This window comes from Pseudomonas sp. JQ170C, assembly GCF_035581345.1.
Classification (GTDB): domain Bacteria; phylum Pseudomonadota; class Gammaproteobacteria; order Pseudomonadales; family Pseudomonadaceae; genus Aquipseudomonas.
On the sequence record NZ_CP141608.1, the window covers coordinates 5002603 to 5016678 of the forward strand.

Annotated in this window: 15 protein-coding genes and 1 other RNA gene; 5 read left to right on the forward strand and 11 right to left on the reverse strand. The window is 60.9% G+C overall.

What is annotated here, in order from left to right; translation table 11 throughout:
* Window positions 1-2: 2 nt before the first annotated feature.
* The 9 genes from mraY to rsmI all read right to left on the reverse strand — a co-directional run bounded on the left by mraY (window position 3) and on the right by rsmI (window position 8864).
* On the reverse strand, window positions 3-1085 hold the full coding sequence (mraY, locus tag U9R80_RS22710) for a phospho-N-acetylmuramoyl-pentapeptide-transferase (protein ID WP_274115046.1): 1083 nt from the start codon (window positions 1083-1085) through the stop codon (window positions 3-5).
* Entirely contained in the window at window positions 1085-2455 is a 1371-nt protein-coding gene (locus U9R80_RS22715) for a UDP-N-acetylmuramoyl-tripeptide--D-alanyl-D-alanine ligase (protein WP_301840258.1), read from the reverse strand. Before U9R80_RS22715 ends, mraY begins: the two co-directional genes overlap by 1 nt.
* Window positions 2448-3911 carry a UDP-N-acetylmuramoyl-L-alanyl-D-glutamate--2,6-diaminopimelate ligase gene (locus U9R80_RS22720; RefSeq protein ID WP_301840257.1) on the reverse strand — a complete coding sequence of 488 codons (1464 nt, stop codon included), beginning with the start codon at window positions 3909-3911 and terminating at the stop codon, window positions 2448-2450. The genes U9R80_RS22715 and U9R80_RS22720 overlap by 8 nt, the downstream gene beginning before the upstream one ends.
* On the reverse strand, window positions 3911-5644 hold the full coding sequence (locus tag U9R80_RS22725) for a peptidoglycan D,D-transpeptidase FtsI family protein (RefSeq protein ID WP_301840426.1): 1734 nt from the start codon (window positions 5642-5644) through the stop codon (window positions 3911-3913). The genes U9R80_RS22720 and U9R80_RS22725 overlap by 1 nt, the downstream gene beginning before the upstream one ends.
* Window positions 5644-5937, reverse strand: coding sequence for a cell division protein FtsL (gene ftsL / locus U9R80_RS22730; RefSeq protein ID WP_028943284.1), 294 nt, complete (start codon window positions 5935-5937; stop codon window positions 5644-5646). Before ftsL ends, U9R80_RS22725 begins: the two co-directional genes overlap by 1 nt.
* On the reverse strand, window positions 5934-6881 hold the full coding sequence (rsmH, locus tag U9R80_RS22735) for a 16S rRNA (cytosine(1402)-N(4))-methyltransferase RsmH (RefSeq protein WP_442964922.1): 948 nt from the start codon (window positions 6879-6881) through the stop codon (window positions 5934-5936). Before rsmH ends, ftsL begins: the two co-directional genes overlap by 4 nt.
* Complete coding sequence (gene mraZ, locus U9R80_RS22740) at window positions 6878-7333, reverse strand: division/cell wall cluster transcriptional repressor MraZ (RefSeq protein WP_010220775.1); 456 nt, start codon at window positions 7331-7333, stop codon at window positions 6878-6880. The genes rsmH and mraZ overlap by 4 nt, the downstream gene beginning before the upstream one ends.
* 309 nt (window positions 7334-7642) lie before the next feature.
* An RNA gene (gene rnpB, locus U9R80_RS22745) (RNase P RNA component class A) lies at window positions 7643-8002 on the reverse strand.
* A 67-nt stretch (window positions 8003-8069) separates the two neighbouring features.
* Window positions 8070-8864, reverse strand: coding sequence for a 16S rRNA (cytidine(1402)-2'-O)-methyltransferase (gene rsmI, locus U9R80_RS22750; protein WP_324805261.1), 795 nt, complete (start codon window positions 8862-8864; stop codon window positions 8070-8072).
* A 267-nt stretch (window positions 8865-9131) separates the two neighbouring features.
* Here rsmI and U9R80_RS22755 point away from each other — a divergent pair, with 267 nt between their 5' ends.
* The 5 genes from U9R80_RS22755 (at window position 9132) to U9R80_RS22775 (ending at window position 12919) form a co-directional block, all read left to right on the forward strand.
* A complete protein-coding gene (locus U9R80_RS22755) occupies window positions 9132-10952 on the forward strand; it encodes a penicillin-binding protein activator (protein WP_301840248.1) in 1821 nt (606 codons plus the stop codon).
* The gene (locus U9R80_RS22760; RefSeq protein WP_301840247.1) at window positions 10952-11323 is read left to right on the forward strand and encodes a YraN family protein; all 372 of its coding nucleotides are present in this window, start codon (window positions 10952-10954) and stop codon (window positions 11321-11323) included. Before U9R80_RS22755 ends, U9R80_RS22760 begins: the two co-directional genes overlap by 1 nt.
* Before the next feature lie 129 nt (window positions 11324-11452).
* Window positions 11453-12046, forward strand: coding sequence for a phosphoheptose isomerase (locus tag U9R80_RS22765; protein WP_026001179.1), 594 nt, complete (start codon window positions 11453-11455; stop codon window positions 12044-12046).
* On the forward strand, window positions 12043-12621 hold the full coding sequence (locus U9R80_RS22770) for a BON domain-containing protein (RefSeq protein ID WP_301840241.1): 579 nt from the start codon (window positions 12043-12045) through the stop codon (window positions 12619-12621). Before U9R80_RS22765 ends, U9R80_RS22770 begins: the two co-directional genes overlap by 4 nt.
* A gap of 79 nt (window positions 12622-12700) precedes the next feature.
* A complete protein-coding gene (locus tag U9R80_RS22775) occupies window positions 12701-12919 on the forward strand; it encodes a YgdI/YgdR family lipoprotein (protein ID WP_301840240.1) in 219 nt (72 codons plus the stop codon).
* Window positions 12920-12969: 50 nt separating this feature from the next.
* On the opposite strand, the gene U9R80_RS22780 is transcribed toward U9R80_RS22775, so the two are convergent.
* Both U9R80_RS22780 and U9R80_RS22785 read right to left on the reverse strand, forming a co-directional pair.
* Window positions 12970-13398 carry a ClpXP protease specificity-enhancing factor gene (locus U9R80_RS22780; protein ID WP_301840238.1) on the reverse strand — a complete coding sequence of 143 codons (429 nt, stop codon included), beginning with the start codon at window positions 13396-13398 and terminating at the stop codon, window positions 12970-12972.
* Between the two features lie 17 nt (window positions 13399-13415).
* Complete coding sequence (locus U9R80_RS22785; protein WP_038607195.1) at window positions 13416-14033, reverse strand: glutathione S-transferase N-terminal domain-containing protein; 618 nt, start codon at window positions 14031-14033, stop codon at window positions 13416-13418.
* Window positions 14034-14076: the final 43 nt, after the last annotated feature.

Consider the following 14076-nt stretch of genomic DNA (forward strand, 5'->3'; position numbering starts at 1 on the left):
TTCTACCTCAGTTTCAGGGTGGCAAGGCCGATCAGCACCAGAATCACGGTGATAATCCAGAAGCGGACGATCACCCGAGGCTCGGGCCAACCCTTGAGTTCAAAGTGGTGGTGGATCGGCGCCATGCGAAACACCCGACGGCCGGTCAGCTTGAAGGAGGCCACCTGGATCACCACCGACAGGGTCTCCATGACGAACACACCGCCCATGATGAACAGGACGATTTCCTGGCGAACGATAACGGCAATAGTGCCCAGCGCCGCACCCAGTGCCAGGGCACCGACGTCGCCCATGAACACTTGGGCCGGGTAAGTGTTGAACCACAGGAAGCCCAGACCGGCACCGATCAGCGCGCCGCAGAACACGATCAGCTCGCCCGCGCCCGGCACGTAGGGGATCAGCAGGTATTCAGCAAATTTCACGTTGCCCGACAGATAGCAGAAGATGCCCAGGGCACCGCCCACCATCACCGTCGGCATGATCGCCAGGCCATCGAGGCCGTCAGTCAGGTTGACCGCGTTACTCGAACCGACAATCACGAAATAGGTCAGGACCACGAAGCCGGCACCCAGCGGGATGGTGAGATCCTTGAGCATCGGTACGATCAGAGTGGTTTCCACGCTGCTCGGCGCAGTCATGTACAGGAAGATCGCCGCGCCCAGGCCGAACACCGACTGCCAGAAATACTTCCAGCGGCTCGGCAGGCCTCGGGAGTTTTTCTCGATCACCTTGCGGTAGTCATCGACCCAGCCGATCGCACCGAACAGCAACGTGACGACCAGCACGACCCATACATAGCGGTTGGTCAGGTCGGCCCACAGCAAGGTACTGATACCGATGGCCGACAGAATCAGGGCGCCACCCATGGTCGGGGTGCCGGATTTGGACAAGTGTGATTGCGGGCCGTCGTTACGAACCGCTTGACCGATCTGGCGAATCTGCAGGGTACGGATCATCCAGGGGCCCAACCAAAGGGCCAGCGACAACGCGGTCAGTACACCCAGAATCCCGCGCAGGGACAGGTACTGAAAGACCGCGAAGCCTTTGTAGAACTGTTGCAGATACTCAGCCAGCAGCAGCAGCATTAATGTTTCTCCCCGCTGGAACCGCACAAGGCCGCCACGACGTTTTCCATCGCAGCGCTGCGCGAACCCTTGATCAAAATAGTGGTGTTAGTGGCCTGCTCGGCGGCGCAAACGACGTCGATCAGGTCAGCTTGATTAGCGAAATGTCGGGCATTGGCGCCGAACGCTGCGACCGCGTGAGCCATGTTCGGCCCCACGGCATACAGTGCCGAAACCTTGTCTTTGGCGTAGTCGCCTACCTGCCGATGCCCTTCCTCGGCCCACTGGCCCAATTCGCCGATATCCCCGAGCACCAGGACGGTGCGGCCGGAAAAGCCGGCGAGTATATCAACGGCAGCGCACATAGAGGTGGGGTTTGCGTTGTAGGTGTCATCGATCACTCGCACACCGTTGGCAGCCATTTTCACCACGGTGCGGCCCTTGACCGGTTGCACGTTGTTCAGGCCCTGGGCGGTATCCTCCAGCGACACACCGAACGCGTGTGCGGCAGCGGCCGCAGCCAAGGCATTGCTGACGTTGTGAGTGCCGAGCAAATTGAGCTGGACCCGCGCCGTTCCCACGGGGCCGTGCAGGTCGAACGCGGGGCAGCCTCGCTCATCAAAGGTGACAGTGCCCGCATGGAAATCAGCGGCGCCATTGGTCAAGGCGAAGGTCAGCACGCGGTGATTGCCGGCGCGCTTTTTCCAGGTATCGAAGGCCTTGTCATCAAGGTTCAACACCGCGACGCCATCCTGGCCCAGACCCTCGAGGATCTCGCCCTTGGCTTCGACAATTTTCTCTGGCCCGCCGAACTCGCCGACATGCGCCGTGCCTGCATTGTTGATCAACGCGACCTGCGGCTTGGTCAGCCCGACGGTATAGGCAATTTCACCGATCCGCGAAGCCCCCAGCTCGATGACCGCAGCAGTATGCTCCGGGGCAAGTTCAAGCAGGGTCAGCGGTGCGCCGAGGTCATTGTTCAAGTTGCCGCGGGTCGCCAGAACCGAACCACGGGTGCGCAGAATGCTGGCGAGCATTTCCTTGACGGTGGTCTTGCCGCTGGAGCCGGTGATAGCTGCCACCGGCTTGTCGAACGCAGCACGGTTCAAGGCACCCAACTGGCCCAGGGCCAAGCGGGTATCGGCGACCAGCAACTGAGGCAGGGTGGAGCCTGGCACTTCACGCTCTACCAAGGCGGCGACAGCACCTTTTGCCTGTACGTCGTTCAGGTAGTCATGACCGTCGAAGCGCGGCCCGGCCAGGGCCACAAAGAGCTGCCCGGCAGTGATTGCACGACTGTCGATGCTCACGCCGGTAAAGGTTGCATCGCCACCCACCAGGCGGCCCTGCAGGGGCGCGGTCAACTGGCTTAGGGTCAGTGGCTTAAGCATGGGGGGTCTCCCAGTGCGCGAGGGCTTTCTCGGCTTCAACCAGATCGGAGAAGTCGTGACGCTCACCGTTGATTTCCTGGTAATCCTCGTGGCCCTTGCCCGCCAGCACGATCACGTCGTCGACGCCAGCATTGGCAATCAGCTGGGCAATGGCTGCGCCGCGACCGGCAACGAACGCGACAGCATCGGCATTGGCAAAGCCAGGACGAATGTCGGCAAAGATCTGTTGAGGGTCTTCGGTACGAGGGTTGTCATCAGTGACCAGCACCTGGTCAGCCAGGCGCTCGGCCACTTCGGCCATCAATGGGCGCTTGCCGCGATCGCGGTCGCCGCCGCAGCCGAACAGGCACAGCAACTGGCCCTTGGCGTGCGGACGCAAAGCCTGGAGCACTTGCTCCAGGGCATCCGGGGTGTGGGCATAGTCGACCACCACCAGCGGCTTGCTGCCGCCACCCAGGCGCTGCATGCGCCCGATAGGTCCTTCCAGGGTTGGCGTGACCTTGAGGATTTCGTCCAGCGCATAATCAAGCGCCAGCAATGTGCCGACTGCCGCCAGCATGTTGCTCAGGTTGAAGCGACCCAGCAGACGGCTGCGCAAGGTGCGCTCACCTTGGGCAGTGACGATTACAGCGCGCACACCATCATCGTCGAAGTGCGCTTCGCGGCAGTACAGCGAAGCAGCGCTGTCTTTGAGGCTGTAGGTGATCAAGCGCGATTCGGCATCAGCGTCGGCAAGACGACGGCCGAACTCATCATCCAGGTTGACCACACGGCAACGCAGGTTCGGCCAGGCGAACAGACGCGCCTTGGCATCTTCGTAAGCCTGCATGCTGCCGTGGTAATCCAGGTGATCGCGTGACAGGTTGGTCATCACCGCGATATCGAATTCCAGTGCTGCAACCCGGCCCTGATCCAGGGCATGGGAGGAGACTTCCATGGCAACTGCCTTGGCGCCGCCCTTTTTCAGGTCATTGAGCGTGGCCTGGACGGCAATCGGGTCCGGCGTGGTCAAGCGGCCGCTTTGCAGCTCGCCATAGAAGCCGGTGCCGAGCGTGCCAATCAGGCCGCAATGCTGACCGAGCTTGTCCAGGGCCTGGGCCACCAGCTGGGTGACGCTGGTCTTGCCGTTGGTACCGGTGACACCAATTAGATTCAGTTGACGACTCGGCTCACCGTAAAAGCGCCCGGCGATGTCCGACAGCTGGGCAATCAGGCCCTTTACCGGAATCAGCGGTGCTTCAGTGATCGGCAGCACAGTGGCGCCTTCGGCTTCATAGGCCACGGCGGCCGCACCACGCTTGAGCGCGTCGGCAATATGATCGCGACCATCAACGCGCGCGCCCGGCACCGCCAGGAACAGGTCGCCCGGACGGATGTTACGGCTGTCCAGCGTCAGCTCGCGGATCAACGGATCGCGGCTGGCTTGGGCGAATAGTTTGCTCAGAGGCATTGTCATTAACCGCGCCCTCCCTTGGCGGGCGCAGCATTGACCTGCTGCGGTGGTGTCGCCGGCGGCAGGTTGTCCGGCGGAATATTCATCAGGCGCAAGGTGCCAGACATGACTTTGCTGAAGACCGGCGCAGAGACCAGACCACCGAAGTAGCCGCCTTTGCTCGGTTCATCGATTACCACCACCACCGCATAGCGCGGGTCGCTCATCGGGCCGAAGCCTGCGAACAGCGAGCGGTAGGAGTTCTCGGTGTAGCCCTTGGAACCGATAGTGGCCTTACGCGCCGTACCACTCTTGCCACCTACGTGGTAGAACGGCACCTGCGCACGGAACACACCGCGCGGCGCTTCGATGACCTGCTGGACCATGCCCTGGATGGTCTTGGCGACTTCCACCGGCACCACTTGCGTGGACTCCGGCGTCTTGTCGACCTTGAGAATGCTCAGCGGCACCATCTTGCCGTCGTTGGCCAGCGCGGCGTAGGCATGCACCAGTTGCAGCGCGGTCACCGACAGGCCGTAGCCGTAGGACAGCGTTGCAGTTTCTGCCTTGCGCCACTCGCGGTGGTTAGGCAGGTTGCCCACCCGCTCACCCGGGAAGCCCAGGCCGGTGTACTGCCCCAGGCCTAGCTGGGACATCACGCGGTAGATGGACTCTCCACCGATATCGAAGGCAATTTTGCTCATGCCGACGTTACTGGAGTTGATCAGGATGCCGGTCAGGTCGAGGATCGGGCCTTCGCTTCTGGACACGTCACGAATGGTGTAGCGCCCCAGCTGCAAGGTGCCCGGATAGACCTCGACCTTGTCGGTCGGCTTCCAGCGGCCGCTTTGCAGGGCCGCACTCATCGACAGCGGCTTGACCGTGGAGCCTGGCTCGAACACGTCAATGATCGCCCGGTTACGCATGGCGGCCGGGAACATGCTGCGACGGTTGTTCGGGTTGTAGGTCGGCTGGTTGACCATGGCCAGTACTTCGCCAGTCTTCACATCCAGGATCACCAGGCTGCCCGCCTTGGCTTCCTGCTCGGCAATCGCATTGCGCAGCTCGCGGGTCGCCAGGTATTGCAGGCGCAGGTCGATGGACAACGCCAAGGTCTTACCGGCCTTGGCGTTTTTGGTTACCTGGATGTCTTTGATCAGCCGGCCACGCCGGTCCTTGATGACCTGTCGCTTGCCGGGCACGCCGGCAAGCCACTCATCGTAGGCCAGCTCGACCCCTTCCCGACCATGATCATCAAGGTCGGTAAAGCCAACCATGTGCGCGGCCACATCACCGGCCGGGTAGAAACGACGAAATTCCTCGATGCCATAGACACCGGGAATTTTCAGATCAAGGATCACCTGCCCTTGCTCCGGCGTCAGGCCCCGGACCAGGTAGATGAATTCTTTGCCGGCCTGTTGTTCCAGACGCTGGGAAAGCTGTTGCGGGTTCTGCTTGAGCGCTGCGGCCAGTGCCGGCCAGCGATCCTTGTAGGCCTGCATTTCCTTGGGGTTGGCCCACAGGGTAGTAACCGGCGTACTCACCGCCAGCGGTTCGCCGTTACGGTCAGTGATCAGGCCGCGGTGCGCAGGAATAGGGATATGCCGCAGGCTGCGAGCGTCGCCCTGCCCCTTGAGGAAGTCTCGGTCGACCACTTGCAGGTCGATGATGCGCCAGGCGATCGCACCGACCATCAAGGCCAGCAGGCCGATGACCACGCGAAACCGCCAGGGATAGAGTGCGCCTTCAAGTTTCATCATGGCGCCACCATCCGTACTTCATCGGCCGCCGGAATGCGCATTTTCAGTTGTTCGCTGGCCAGGTTCTCGATCCGACTATGGGCGGTCCACGTGCTTTGTTCGAGAATCAGCCGGCCCCACTCGGCTTGCGCTTTGTCGCGCTCGCTGAGTTCGCCATAGAGAGTGTTGAGCAGTTGACGGTTCCAGTGCGCGCTGTAAGACACCGCCACCGAAGAAACGAGCACGGCGATAAACAGCAGAAGCATCAGGAAGCTTCCGCCTGGCAAAGGCTTGGCGAACAAGCGGCTCACCGCAGCTTCTCGGCAACGCGCATGACGGCACTGCGCGAACGTGGGTTAGCCTTGAGCTCGGCCTCGGAGGCGAACTGCGCCTTGCCGTGAACCTTGATCTTCGGCTCGAAATGCTTGTGCTGCACAGGCAGGTTGCGTGGCAGGTTATCGGACTCGCCCTTGACCAGCTTGCGCATGAACAGTTTGACGATGCGGTCTTCCAGGGAGTGGAAGCTGATCACTACCAGGCGACCGCCTACTTCAAGGGCCTCGAGCGCAGCTTCAAGGCCAGCCTCCAGATCACCCAGTTCGTTGTTGACGTGGATGCGCAGGCCCTGGAACGCACGGGTAGCCGGGTTCTTGCCCTTTTCCCAGGCAGGGTTGGCCACCTTCAGCACTTCGGCAAGATCTGCGGTGCGGGTGAACGGTTCGGTCTCACGGCGCAGCACCACGGCACGGGCCATGCGCTTGGCAAAACGCTCTTCACCGTATTCCTTGAATACCCGGGCGATTTCTTCTTCCGGCGCATTGGCGATGAATTCGGCAGCGCTGACACCGCGCGAAGGATCCATGCGCATGTCCAGCGGGCCATCATTGAGGAAGCTGAAGCCGCGCTCAGGGTCATCGAGCTGCGGCGAAGACACGCCCAGGTCCAGCAGGATGCCGCTGACCTTGCCGTCGATACCGCGCTCGGCCACTTCGGCACCCAGCTCGGCAAAACTGCGCTGCACAATGACAAAGCGGCCGTCTTCGGCCGCCAGCGCTTGCCCGGTGGCAATCGCTTGAGGATCTTTGTCAAAACCCAGAAGCCGTCCTTGCGGACCGAGCTTGCTGAGGATCAACCGGCTGTGGCCGCCGCGACCGAAGGTGCCATCCAGATAGCAGCCATCGGCGCGTACGGCGAGAGCCTCGACGGCTTCGTCAAGCAGTACGGTGATGTGGTTAAAGCCGCTATCTATAGTCACAGGATCAAATCACGCAGTTCGTCAGGCATGGCGCCCGGTTGTTGGATAGCTGCAAGGTCGGCTGCCGAAACTGCGTTCCAGGCATCCTCGTCCCACAGCTGAAATTTGTTCAGTTGCCCCACCAGCATCGCTTTCTTGTCGAGCTTGGCGTATTCGCGCAAACGCGGAGGCACCAGGAAACGCCCACTGCCATCAAGCTCCAGATCCACCGCATTGCCGATCAGCAAACGCTGCAGGCGACGGTTCTCTTCACGCAATGACGGCAAGGCGCGCAACTTGGCTTCAATCAGCTCCCACTCATCGAGCGGGTATACACACAAGCAGGGATCTACCGCATCAATCGTCACGATCAACTGCCCGGAACTACGCGAATCGAGCTCGTCACGGTACCGGCTCGGCATTGCGAGACGGCCCTTTGCGTCGAGGTTGATAGCGTTGGCTCCGCGGAACACGGCTTCGATTCCCCATTTGTTAGCTTTTTTGTGTCAGAAAACCCACTTTATGCCACTTCCTGCCACTTGCGCACACTATAGGAATCCGCCTACCACACCGTCAAGGCACGCTTATAAGGAAATCCCTTACAGATCGGAGATTTAGCGCGGTAGGGGAAGATGAAAGATCAAATCAGAGAAATTTCAGACACAAAAAATCAAACTCACTCAGACGGATAGAGTCCGAAGTTAAAGTAATTTATTAAGAGTAAGATTTTTTCGGTATTACGAAGACACATCTGCTATCGATTCAAGCAGGAGGGGAAAAAGGTGGAGAGTCGATCTGTAAGCCGGGTTCTGTCGAGGACAGTCATTCCTCTACGACGGCCATCACTGGACGCCTTTAGCAACCTACCCGGTTCCAACGCGGGCCGCGCCATATGGAACCCTATTTGGTCTTGCTCCGAGTGGGGTTTACCTAGCCACGAACTGTTACCAGTCGTGCGGTGCGCTCTTACCGCACCTTTTCACCCTTACCGGCACCGAAGTGCTTAGGCGGTTATTTTCTGTGGCACTTTCCGTAGGCTCGCGCCCCCCAGGCATTACCTGGCACTCTGCCCTATGGAGCCCGGACTTTCCTCCCCCCTCTTTTGCGAAACAAAAGAAGGCAGCGACTGTCCAATCGACTCTCCGCCGCAAAGGTTAACGGTAGAGGCCGCCAAGAACAAGCGATAAAACAATTAATATCACGGTGCCACTAGTGGCCTTTCTGTTTTTCCAACGCAACCTGATACAAAACATTCTTGCGTACACCAGTGATTTCCGCAGCCAGTGCCGCTGCACGCTTGAGCGGCATCTCTGCCAACAGCAAATCTAGCACTCGCATCGCCTCGCTGCTGACCGCTTGCTCATCTTCCGGCGCACTCCAGCCAGACACCAACACCACACACTCGCCACGCTGCTGATTACTGTCGGCCTCGACGAAAGCACGCAGCTCACCCAGCGGCAAACCCTTGAGCGTTTCAAAGGTCTTGGTCAGCTCGCGCGCCAGCAACGCCGGGCGCTCGGCACCAAAAACCTCTTCCATGTCCTGCAAACACTCCAGAATCCGGTGCGGTGCCTCATAGAAGATCAGGGTGCGCGGCTCTTCCTTCACCTGGCTCAGGCGCGCCTTGCGCCCTACTGCCTTGGCCGGCAAAAAACCCTCGAAAATGAAGCGATCCGATGGCAGGCCCGCTGCCGACAACGCCGCGATCAATGCACACGCGCCCGGCACCGGCACGACCTGGACCCCCGCCGCACGCGCCTGACGCACCAGGTGGTAACCCGGGTCAGAGATCAGCGGCGTCCCCGCATCGGAGATCAGTGCAACGTTGTCACCTGCCAGCAAACGCGTCAGAAAACGGCTGCCTTCCTCGCGCTCGTTGTGCTCATGGCAGGCCGCCAGCGGAGTGTTGATACCGAAATGCTGCAACAGGCGAATGGAGTGACGGGTGTCCTCGGCAGCAATAAGCGCGACATCACCGAGCACCTTCAGCGCTCGTGCGCTCATGTCATCCAGGTTGCCAATAGGCGTGGCCACCACGTAAAGCGTGCCAGCAGTGGAATGGGTAGCCCCTGGAACTTCAGTCACAACACACACCTGTCATCTAGATCAAACCGCCATTGTAGCCCGACTGCCGGTAACAATGCGTCACCGACAATGTCGCTGTGGTGCGCTGCACGACCTATATTGAAGGATTAGCGCCAGCAAGATCGCGCCCCGGCCAGCGCTTGGGTACAATTGCCAGTTAATTTGATCGAGTAACAGGACCCTTACATGATCGCTTGCCTGCGGCTGTTCACAGCCCTTTGCCTCGCCGCCCTGCTGGCAGCCTGCGCCAGTTCGCCTTCGTCGAGCCTTGGCGAACTGCCACGCACCCCGGACGCCAGCATCGAGCAACTGCTTGAACAGGCCGCCACCAGCAAGACACCGGAACAAGCCGCCCTGTTGCGCCTGAGCGCCGCTGACCTGGCTTACCGACAAAAGGACAACGCTCAAGCCGCGCGCATTCTTGAGCAGGTTCCGGTGGATCAACTCAAACCCGCCCAGCAGATTTTCGCCAGCACCCTGAGCGCCGAGCTGGCCATGGGCCGCAACCAGCCCAAAGCGGCGCTGACTGCCCTGAGCCATCCCAGCATGGCCCGCCTGGGCGAGCTGCCAGAGGACCAGCAAATACGCACCCGCAGCGTCCAGGCCAGCGTACTGGAAGCCAACGGCCAACCCCTCGAAGCCGCCAAGGTCCGCGTAGAGCTCGCCCCCCTGCTCAAAGGCAACGCCGCCAGCAGTAACCAGGATGCCATCTGGAACCTGGTCGCCGCACTGCCCAGCGAGCAACTGCAAAGCCTCAGCACCGGCACGGACACCCTGGCCGGCTGGGCCAGCTTGGCCTTGGCCGTGAAAAGCGCCGGCACCCTGGAGCAACAACAGGCTGCCATCGACACCTGGCGCGGTCAGCACCCCGAACATCCGGCGGCACTGCAACTGCCACTGCCGCTGGTCAAGCTCAAGGAGCTGGCCAGCCAGCCGCTGAACAAAATTGCCCTGCTGCTGCCCCAGGAAGGCCAACTGGCCGGCGTCGCACGCGCCCTGCGCGACGGGTTCATGGCTGCACACTTCCAGGCCCAGCAAGCCGGTCAGAAGCCGCCAGCCATTCAAGTATTCGACAGCTCGCGCCTGACCTCCCTGGATGATTTCTATCGCCAGGCCCAGGCCGCCGGCGTGCAACTGGTAGTAGGCCCGCTGGAAAAGCCACTGGTGAAGAAGCTGGCCGCCCACCCTCAACTGCCGATCACCACTCTGGCCCTGAACTATAGCGACGTCGGCCAGAGCAGCCCGCCCCAGCTGTTCCAGTTCGGCCTGGCCGCTGAAGACGAAGCCCGCGAAGTGTCGCGTCGCGCACACGCCGACGGCATGGTCCGCGCTGTTGCCCTGGTACCGCGCGGCGAATGGGGCGACCGCGTCCTCAAAGCTTTCCGCCAAGACTGGGAAGCCAAGGGCGGCACCTTGCTCGCCGCCGAGCACATCGATCAGCCTGTAGCCCTGGCCCAGCAAATCGCCGACCTGTTCCAACTGCGCCAGAGCGAAGGGCGCGCCAAGAGCCTGCAGAACACTGTCGGCGGCGCCGTTTCGGCCCAGCCGTCGCGCCGCCAGGACATCGACTTCATCTTCCTGGCCGCCACCCCACAGCAAGGCCAGCAAATCAAACCAACCCTGAACTTCCAATACGCGGGCGACGTCCCGGTGTATGCCACCTCGCACTTGTACAGCGCCAGCGGCGACGTCAACCAATACAACGATATGAACGGCATTCGCTTCTGCGAAACCCCGTGGCTGCTCGACACCAACAACACCCTGCGCCAGCAAGTCGTGAGCCAGTGGCCACAAGCCGCCGGCAGCCTTGGTCGCCTGTACGCCATGGGCATCGACGCCTACAGCCTGGCGCCACGCCTGGGCCAGCTCAAGGCGCTGCCAGACAACCGCATCGAAGGCTTCTCCGGCAGCCTGAGCATGAACCCGAACCAGCGTATCGAGCGTCAGTTGCCGTGGGCCGAATTCTCCGGCGGCCAGATCAAGCGCCTGCCTGATACCCCACGCTGATGCCCGGCAGTTCGCCCCGGCGCGCAGGCCAGACTGCCGAACGGCACGCCCTTGAATACCTTCAAGGGCAAGGCCTGCGCCTGCTGGCGCAGAACTGGCGATGCAAACGCGGCGAGCTTGATCTGGTCATGCTCGACAGCGATACAGTAGTATTCGTCGAGGTCCGCTATCGATTGCATGCGGACTTTGGCGGAGCGCTCGGCAGTATCGACGAGCGCAAGCAGGACAAGCTGGCGCTAGCCGCCGAGACTTTTCTGCAAACGGAAACACGCTGGGCCAACCATCCCTGCCGTTTCGACGTAATCGCCGTGCAAGGCAGAGGCCACTCGGGCCAGGCACTTCAATGGCTGAAAAATGCCATCGAACGCTGAGCCCGCCCCTGTACCTTTACCCCTATAACTTTTTTGCTCTTTGCTTCGCGGGCTGCACAGTCATGTGCCGGGACCCTTTCTGTACACTCCCGACACGCCCGACCAGCCGCCCTACTTAAGGTCTCACTGATGGACATGCAATCCCGAATTCGCCAGCTTTTCCAGGCCAGCATCAACACCAAGCAACAGGCGATGGAAGTCCTTGCACCGCACATCGAGCAGGCCAGTCAGGTCATGGTCAACGCCCTGCTCAACGAAGGCAAAATGCTCGCTTGCGGCAATGGCGGCTCGGCCGGCGACGCCCAGCACTTCTCCTCCGAGCTGCTCAACCGCTTCGAGCGTGAGCGCCCAAGCCTGCCGGCCATCGCCCTGACCACCGACAGCTCGACCATCACCTCGATCGCCAACGACTACAGCTACAACGAAATCTTCTCTAAGCAGATTCGCGCCCTGGGCCAACCAGGCGATGTGTTGCTGGCGATTTCGACCAGCGGTAACTCGGCAAACATTATTCAGGCGATCCAGGCCGCACATGATCGCGAAATGATTGTCGTAGCTCTGACCGGACGCGACGGTGGCGGCATGGCCTCCCTGCTGCTGCCCGAAGACGTCGAGATCCGCGTACCGGCCAACGTCACCGCACGTATCCAGGAAGTCCACCTGCTGGCGATCCACTGCCTCTGCGATCTGATCGACAGCCAATTGTTCGGGAGTGAAGAATGACCCCTAACCGCCTCGGCCTGATGGCCCTGACCCTGTGCCTGAGCCTGACCGGCTGCAGCTCGGTCCTCACCGCCACCCGCGACACCCCGATCGAAGACGATCGCGGCACCCGCACCTTCGGCAGCAAGATCGATGACTCACTGATCGAAACCAAGGTTGCCGTCAACGTCGCCAAGGCCAGCCCTGACCTGGACAAGAATTCGCATATCGTGGTCAGCAGCTTCAACGGCATTGTCCTGCTCGCCGGGCAGACCCCGCGTGCCGACCTCAAGAGCCTGGCCGAACAGGCTGCAGGCCAGGTCCAGCGGGTGAAGAAGGTACACAACGAACTGCAGGTGCTGCCCCCCTCCTCGATCCTGGCGCGCAATAACGACGCCTGGCTGACCACCAAGATCAAGACCCAGATGCTGACCGACAACAGCATTCCCGGCTCACGGATCAAGGTCATTACCGAGAACGGTATCGTCTACATGCTCGGCCTGCTGACCCAGCAGGAAGCCACCCGCGCCACCAACCTGGTGCAGGGCGTGTCGGGCGTGCAGAAAATCGTCAAGCTGTTCGAGTACATCGACTGACTTGCCAACTCATCACTGGGCAAGCCCACTCCTACAGGAGCCGGCTCGCCCAGCGATCCAACTACCCTAGGAAGCACCCATGAAAAACGGCCTGCTGTCGACCCTTCTGATCGGCGCCCTTGCCACCCTGGCCGGCTGCTCCACCCCCAGCCTGATCACCCTCAACGACGGCCGCGAATTCCAGGCAGTCGATGCCCCTCGCTTCGAGCGCAGCACCGGTTTCTACGAGTTCGAGCAACTGGACGGTAAAGTGACCCGCGTGAACAAGGACCAGGTACGCACCATCAGCGACCTGTAATCCGGCTGACGCACATAAAAAAAGGCGATCCCTATGGATCGCCTTTTTTATTACTTCACAACCTTCAGGCTTGGACGCCCGGACGGCCGCGGTGGCTGCCCACTCGGCGGGCCGTCGTCATCCGGCTCGATGGTTTCGTCGTCTTCGTACTCATCATCCTCAAGCACTGGAGGCTCGAGTTCGAAGACCATGCCCTGGCCGTTTTCCCGGGCGTAGATGCCAAGAATCGCACCGGCCGGCACGAACAGGGTATGAGCAACCCCGCCAAAGCGCCCCTCGAAGCTCACAGCGTCGTTATCCATGTGTAGATGACGTACGGCATTGGGTGAGATGTTCAGGACGATCTGGCCGTCACTGGCGAAGTTCTGGGGTACCTGTACCGCCGGGTACTCGGCATTGACCAGCATATGCGGGGTGCAGTCGTTGTCCACGATCCACTCATAGAGTGCACGTACCAAATAGGGGCGACTGGAGTTCATCGACAGCTCCTTAAAACCTAGCGCATTTCACGTTCAGCAGCGGACAGGCTTGCCTGGAAAGCCTCACGGGCAAACTGTCGCTCCATATAATCAAGCAACGGCTTGGCCGGCCGCGGCAATTCAATACCCAACACCGGCAAACGCCAGAGTATGGGCAGTAGACAACAATCGACCAGACTTTGCTCCTCGCTGAGGAAACAAGGCTTGTCGGCAAACAACGGAGACACTCCGGTCAGGCTCTCGCGCAGTTCCTTGCGGGCCTGCACGCGGGCGGCCTCCTTGCTGCGCGGATCGAGAATCAGGTCAACCAGTGCGCACCAGTCGCGCTGGATGCGGTGAATCAACAGCCGGCTGTTGGCACGCGCCACCGGATAGACCGGCAACAACGGCGGATGCGGGTAGCGCTCGTCAAGGTATTCCATCACGACCGTCGATTCGTACAACGCCAGGTCGCGATCGACCAGGGTCGGTACACCACCATAGGGGTTCACTTCGACCAGCTTGGGCGGCAGTCGACCGGGATCAACATTGATGATCTCGACGCTGACACCCTTCTCGGCGAGAACGATGCGCACCCGATGAGAATAGTGGTCAGCGGGGTCGGAGTAGCAGGCTAACCGGTTGGTCACGCCCATAGTGGTCCTCCTCGCAGATGAAATTATAGAAGCTACAAATGCA

Coding starts and splice junctions, on each gene's coding strand:
- mraY (WP_274115046.1), bottom strand. CDS start 1,085: ATGCTGCTGCTGCTGGCTGAGTATCTGCAACAGTTCTACAAAGGCTTC.
- U9R80_RS22715 (WP_301840258.1), bottom strand. CDS start 2,455: ATGCTTAAGCCACTGACCCTAAGCCAGTTGACCGCGCCCCTGCAGGGC.
- U9R80_RS22720 (WP_301840257.1), bottom strand. CDS start 3,911: ATGACAATGCCTCTGAGCAAACTATTCGCCCAAGCCAGCCGCGATCCG.
- U9R80_RS22725 (WP_301840426.1), bottom strand. CDS start 5,644: ATGAAACTTGAAGGCGCACTCTATCCCTGGCGGTTTCGCGTGGTCATC.
- rsmI (WP_324805261.1), bottom strand. CDS start 8,864: ATGAGCGCACGAGCGCTGAAGGTGCTCGGTGATGTCGCGCTTATTGCT.
- U9R80_RS22755 (WP_301840248.1), top strand. CDS start 9,132: ATGATCGCTTGCCTGCGGCTGTTCACAGCCCTTTGCCTCGCCGCCCTG.
- U9R80_RS22760 (WP_301840247.1), top strand. CDS start 10,952: ATGCCCGGCAGTTCGCCCCGGCGCGCAGGCCAGACTGCCGAACGGCAC.
- U9R80_RS22765 (WP_026001179.1), top strand. CDS start 11,453: ATGGACATGCAATCCCGAATTCGCCAGCTTTTCCAGGCCAGCATCAAC.
- U9R80_RS22770 (WP_301840241.1), top strand. CDS start 12,043: ATGACCCCTAACCGCCTCGGCCTGATGGCCCTGACCCTGTGCCTGAGC.
- U9R80_RS22775 (WP_301840240.1), top strand. CDS start 12,701: ATGAAAAACGGCCTGCTGTCGACCCTTCTGATCGGCGCCCTTGCCACC.
- U9R80_RS22780 (WP_301840238.1), bottom strand. CDS start 13,398: ATGAACTCCAGTCGCCCCTATTTGGTACGTGCACTCTATGAGTGGATC.
- U9R80_RS22785 (WP_038607195.1), bottom strand. CDS start 14,033: ATGGGCGTGACCAACCGGTTAGCCTGCTACTCCGACCCCGCTGACCAC.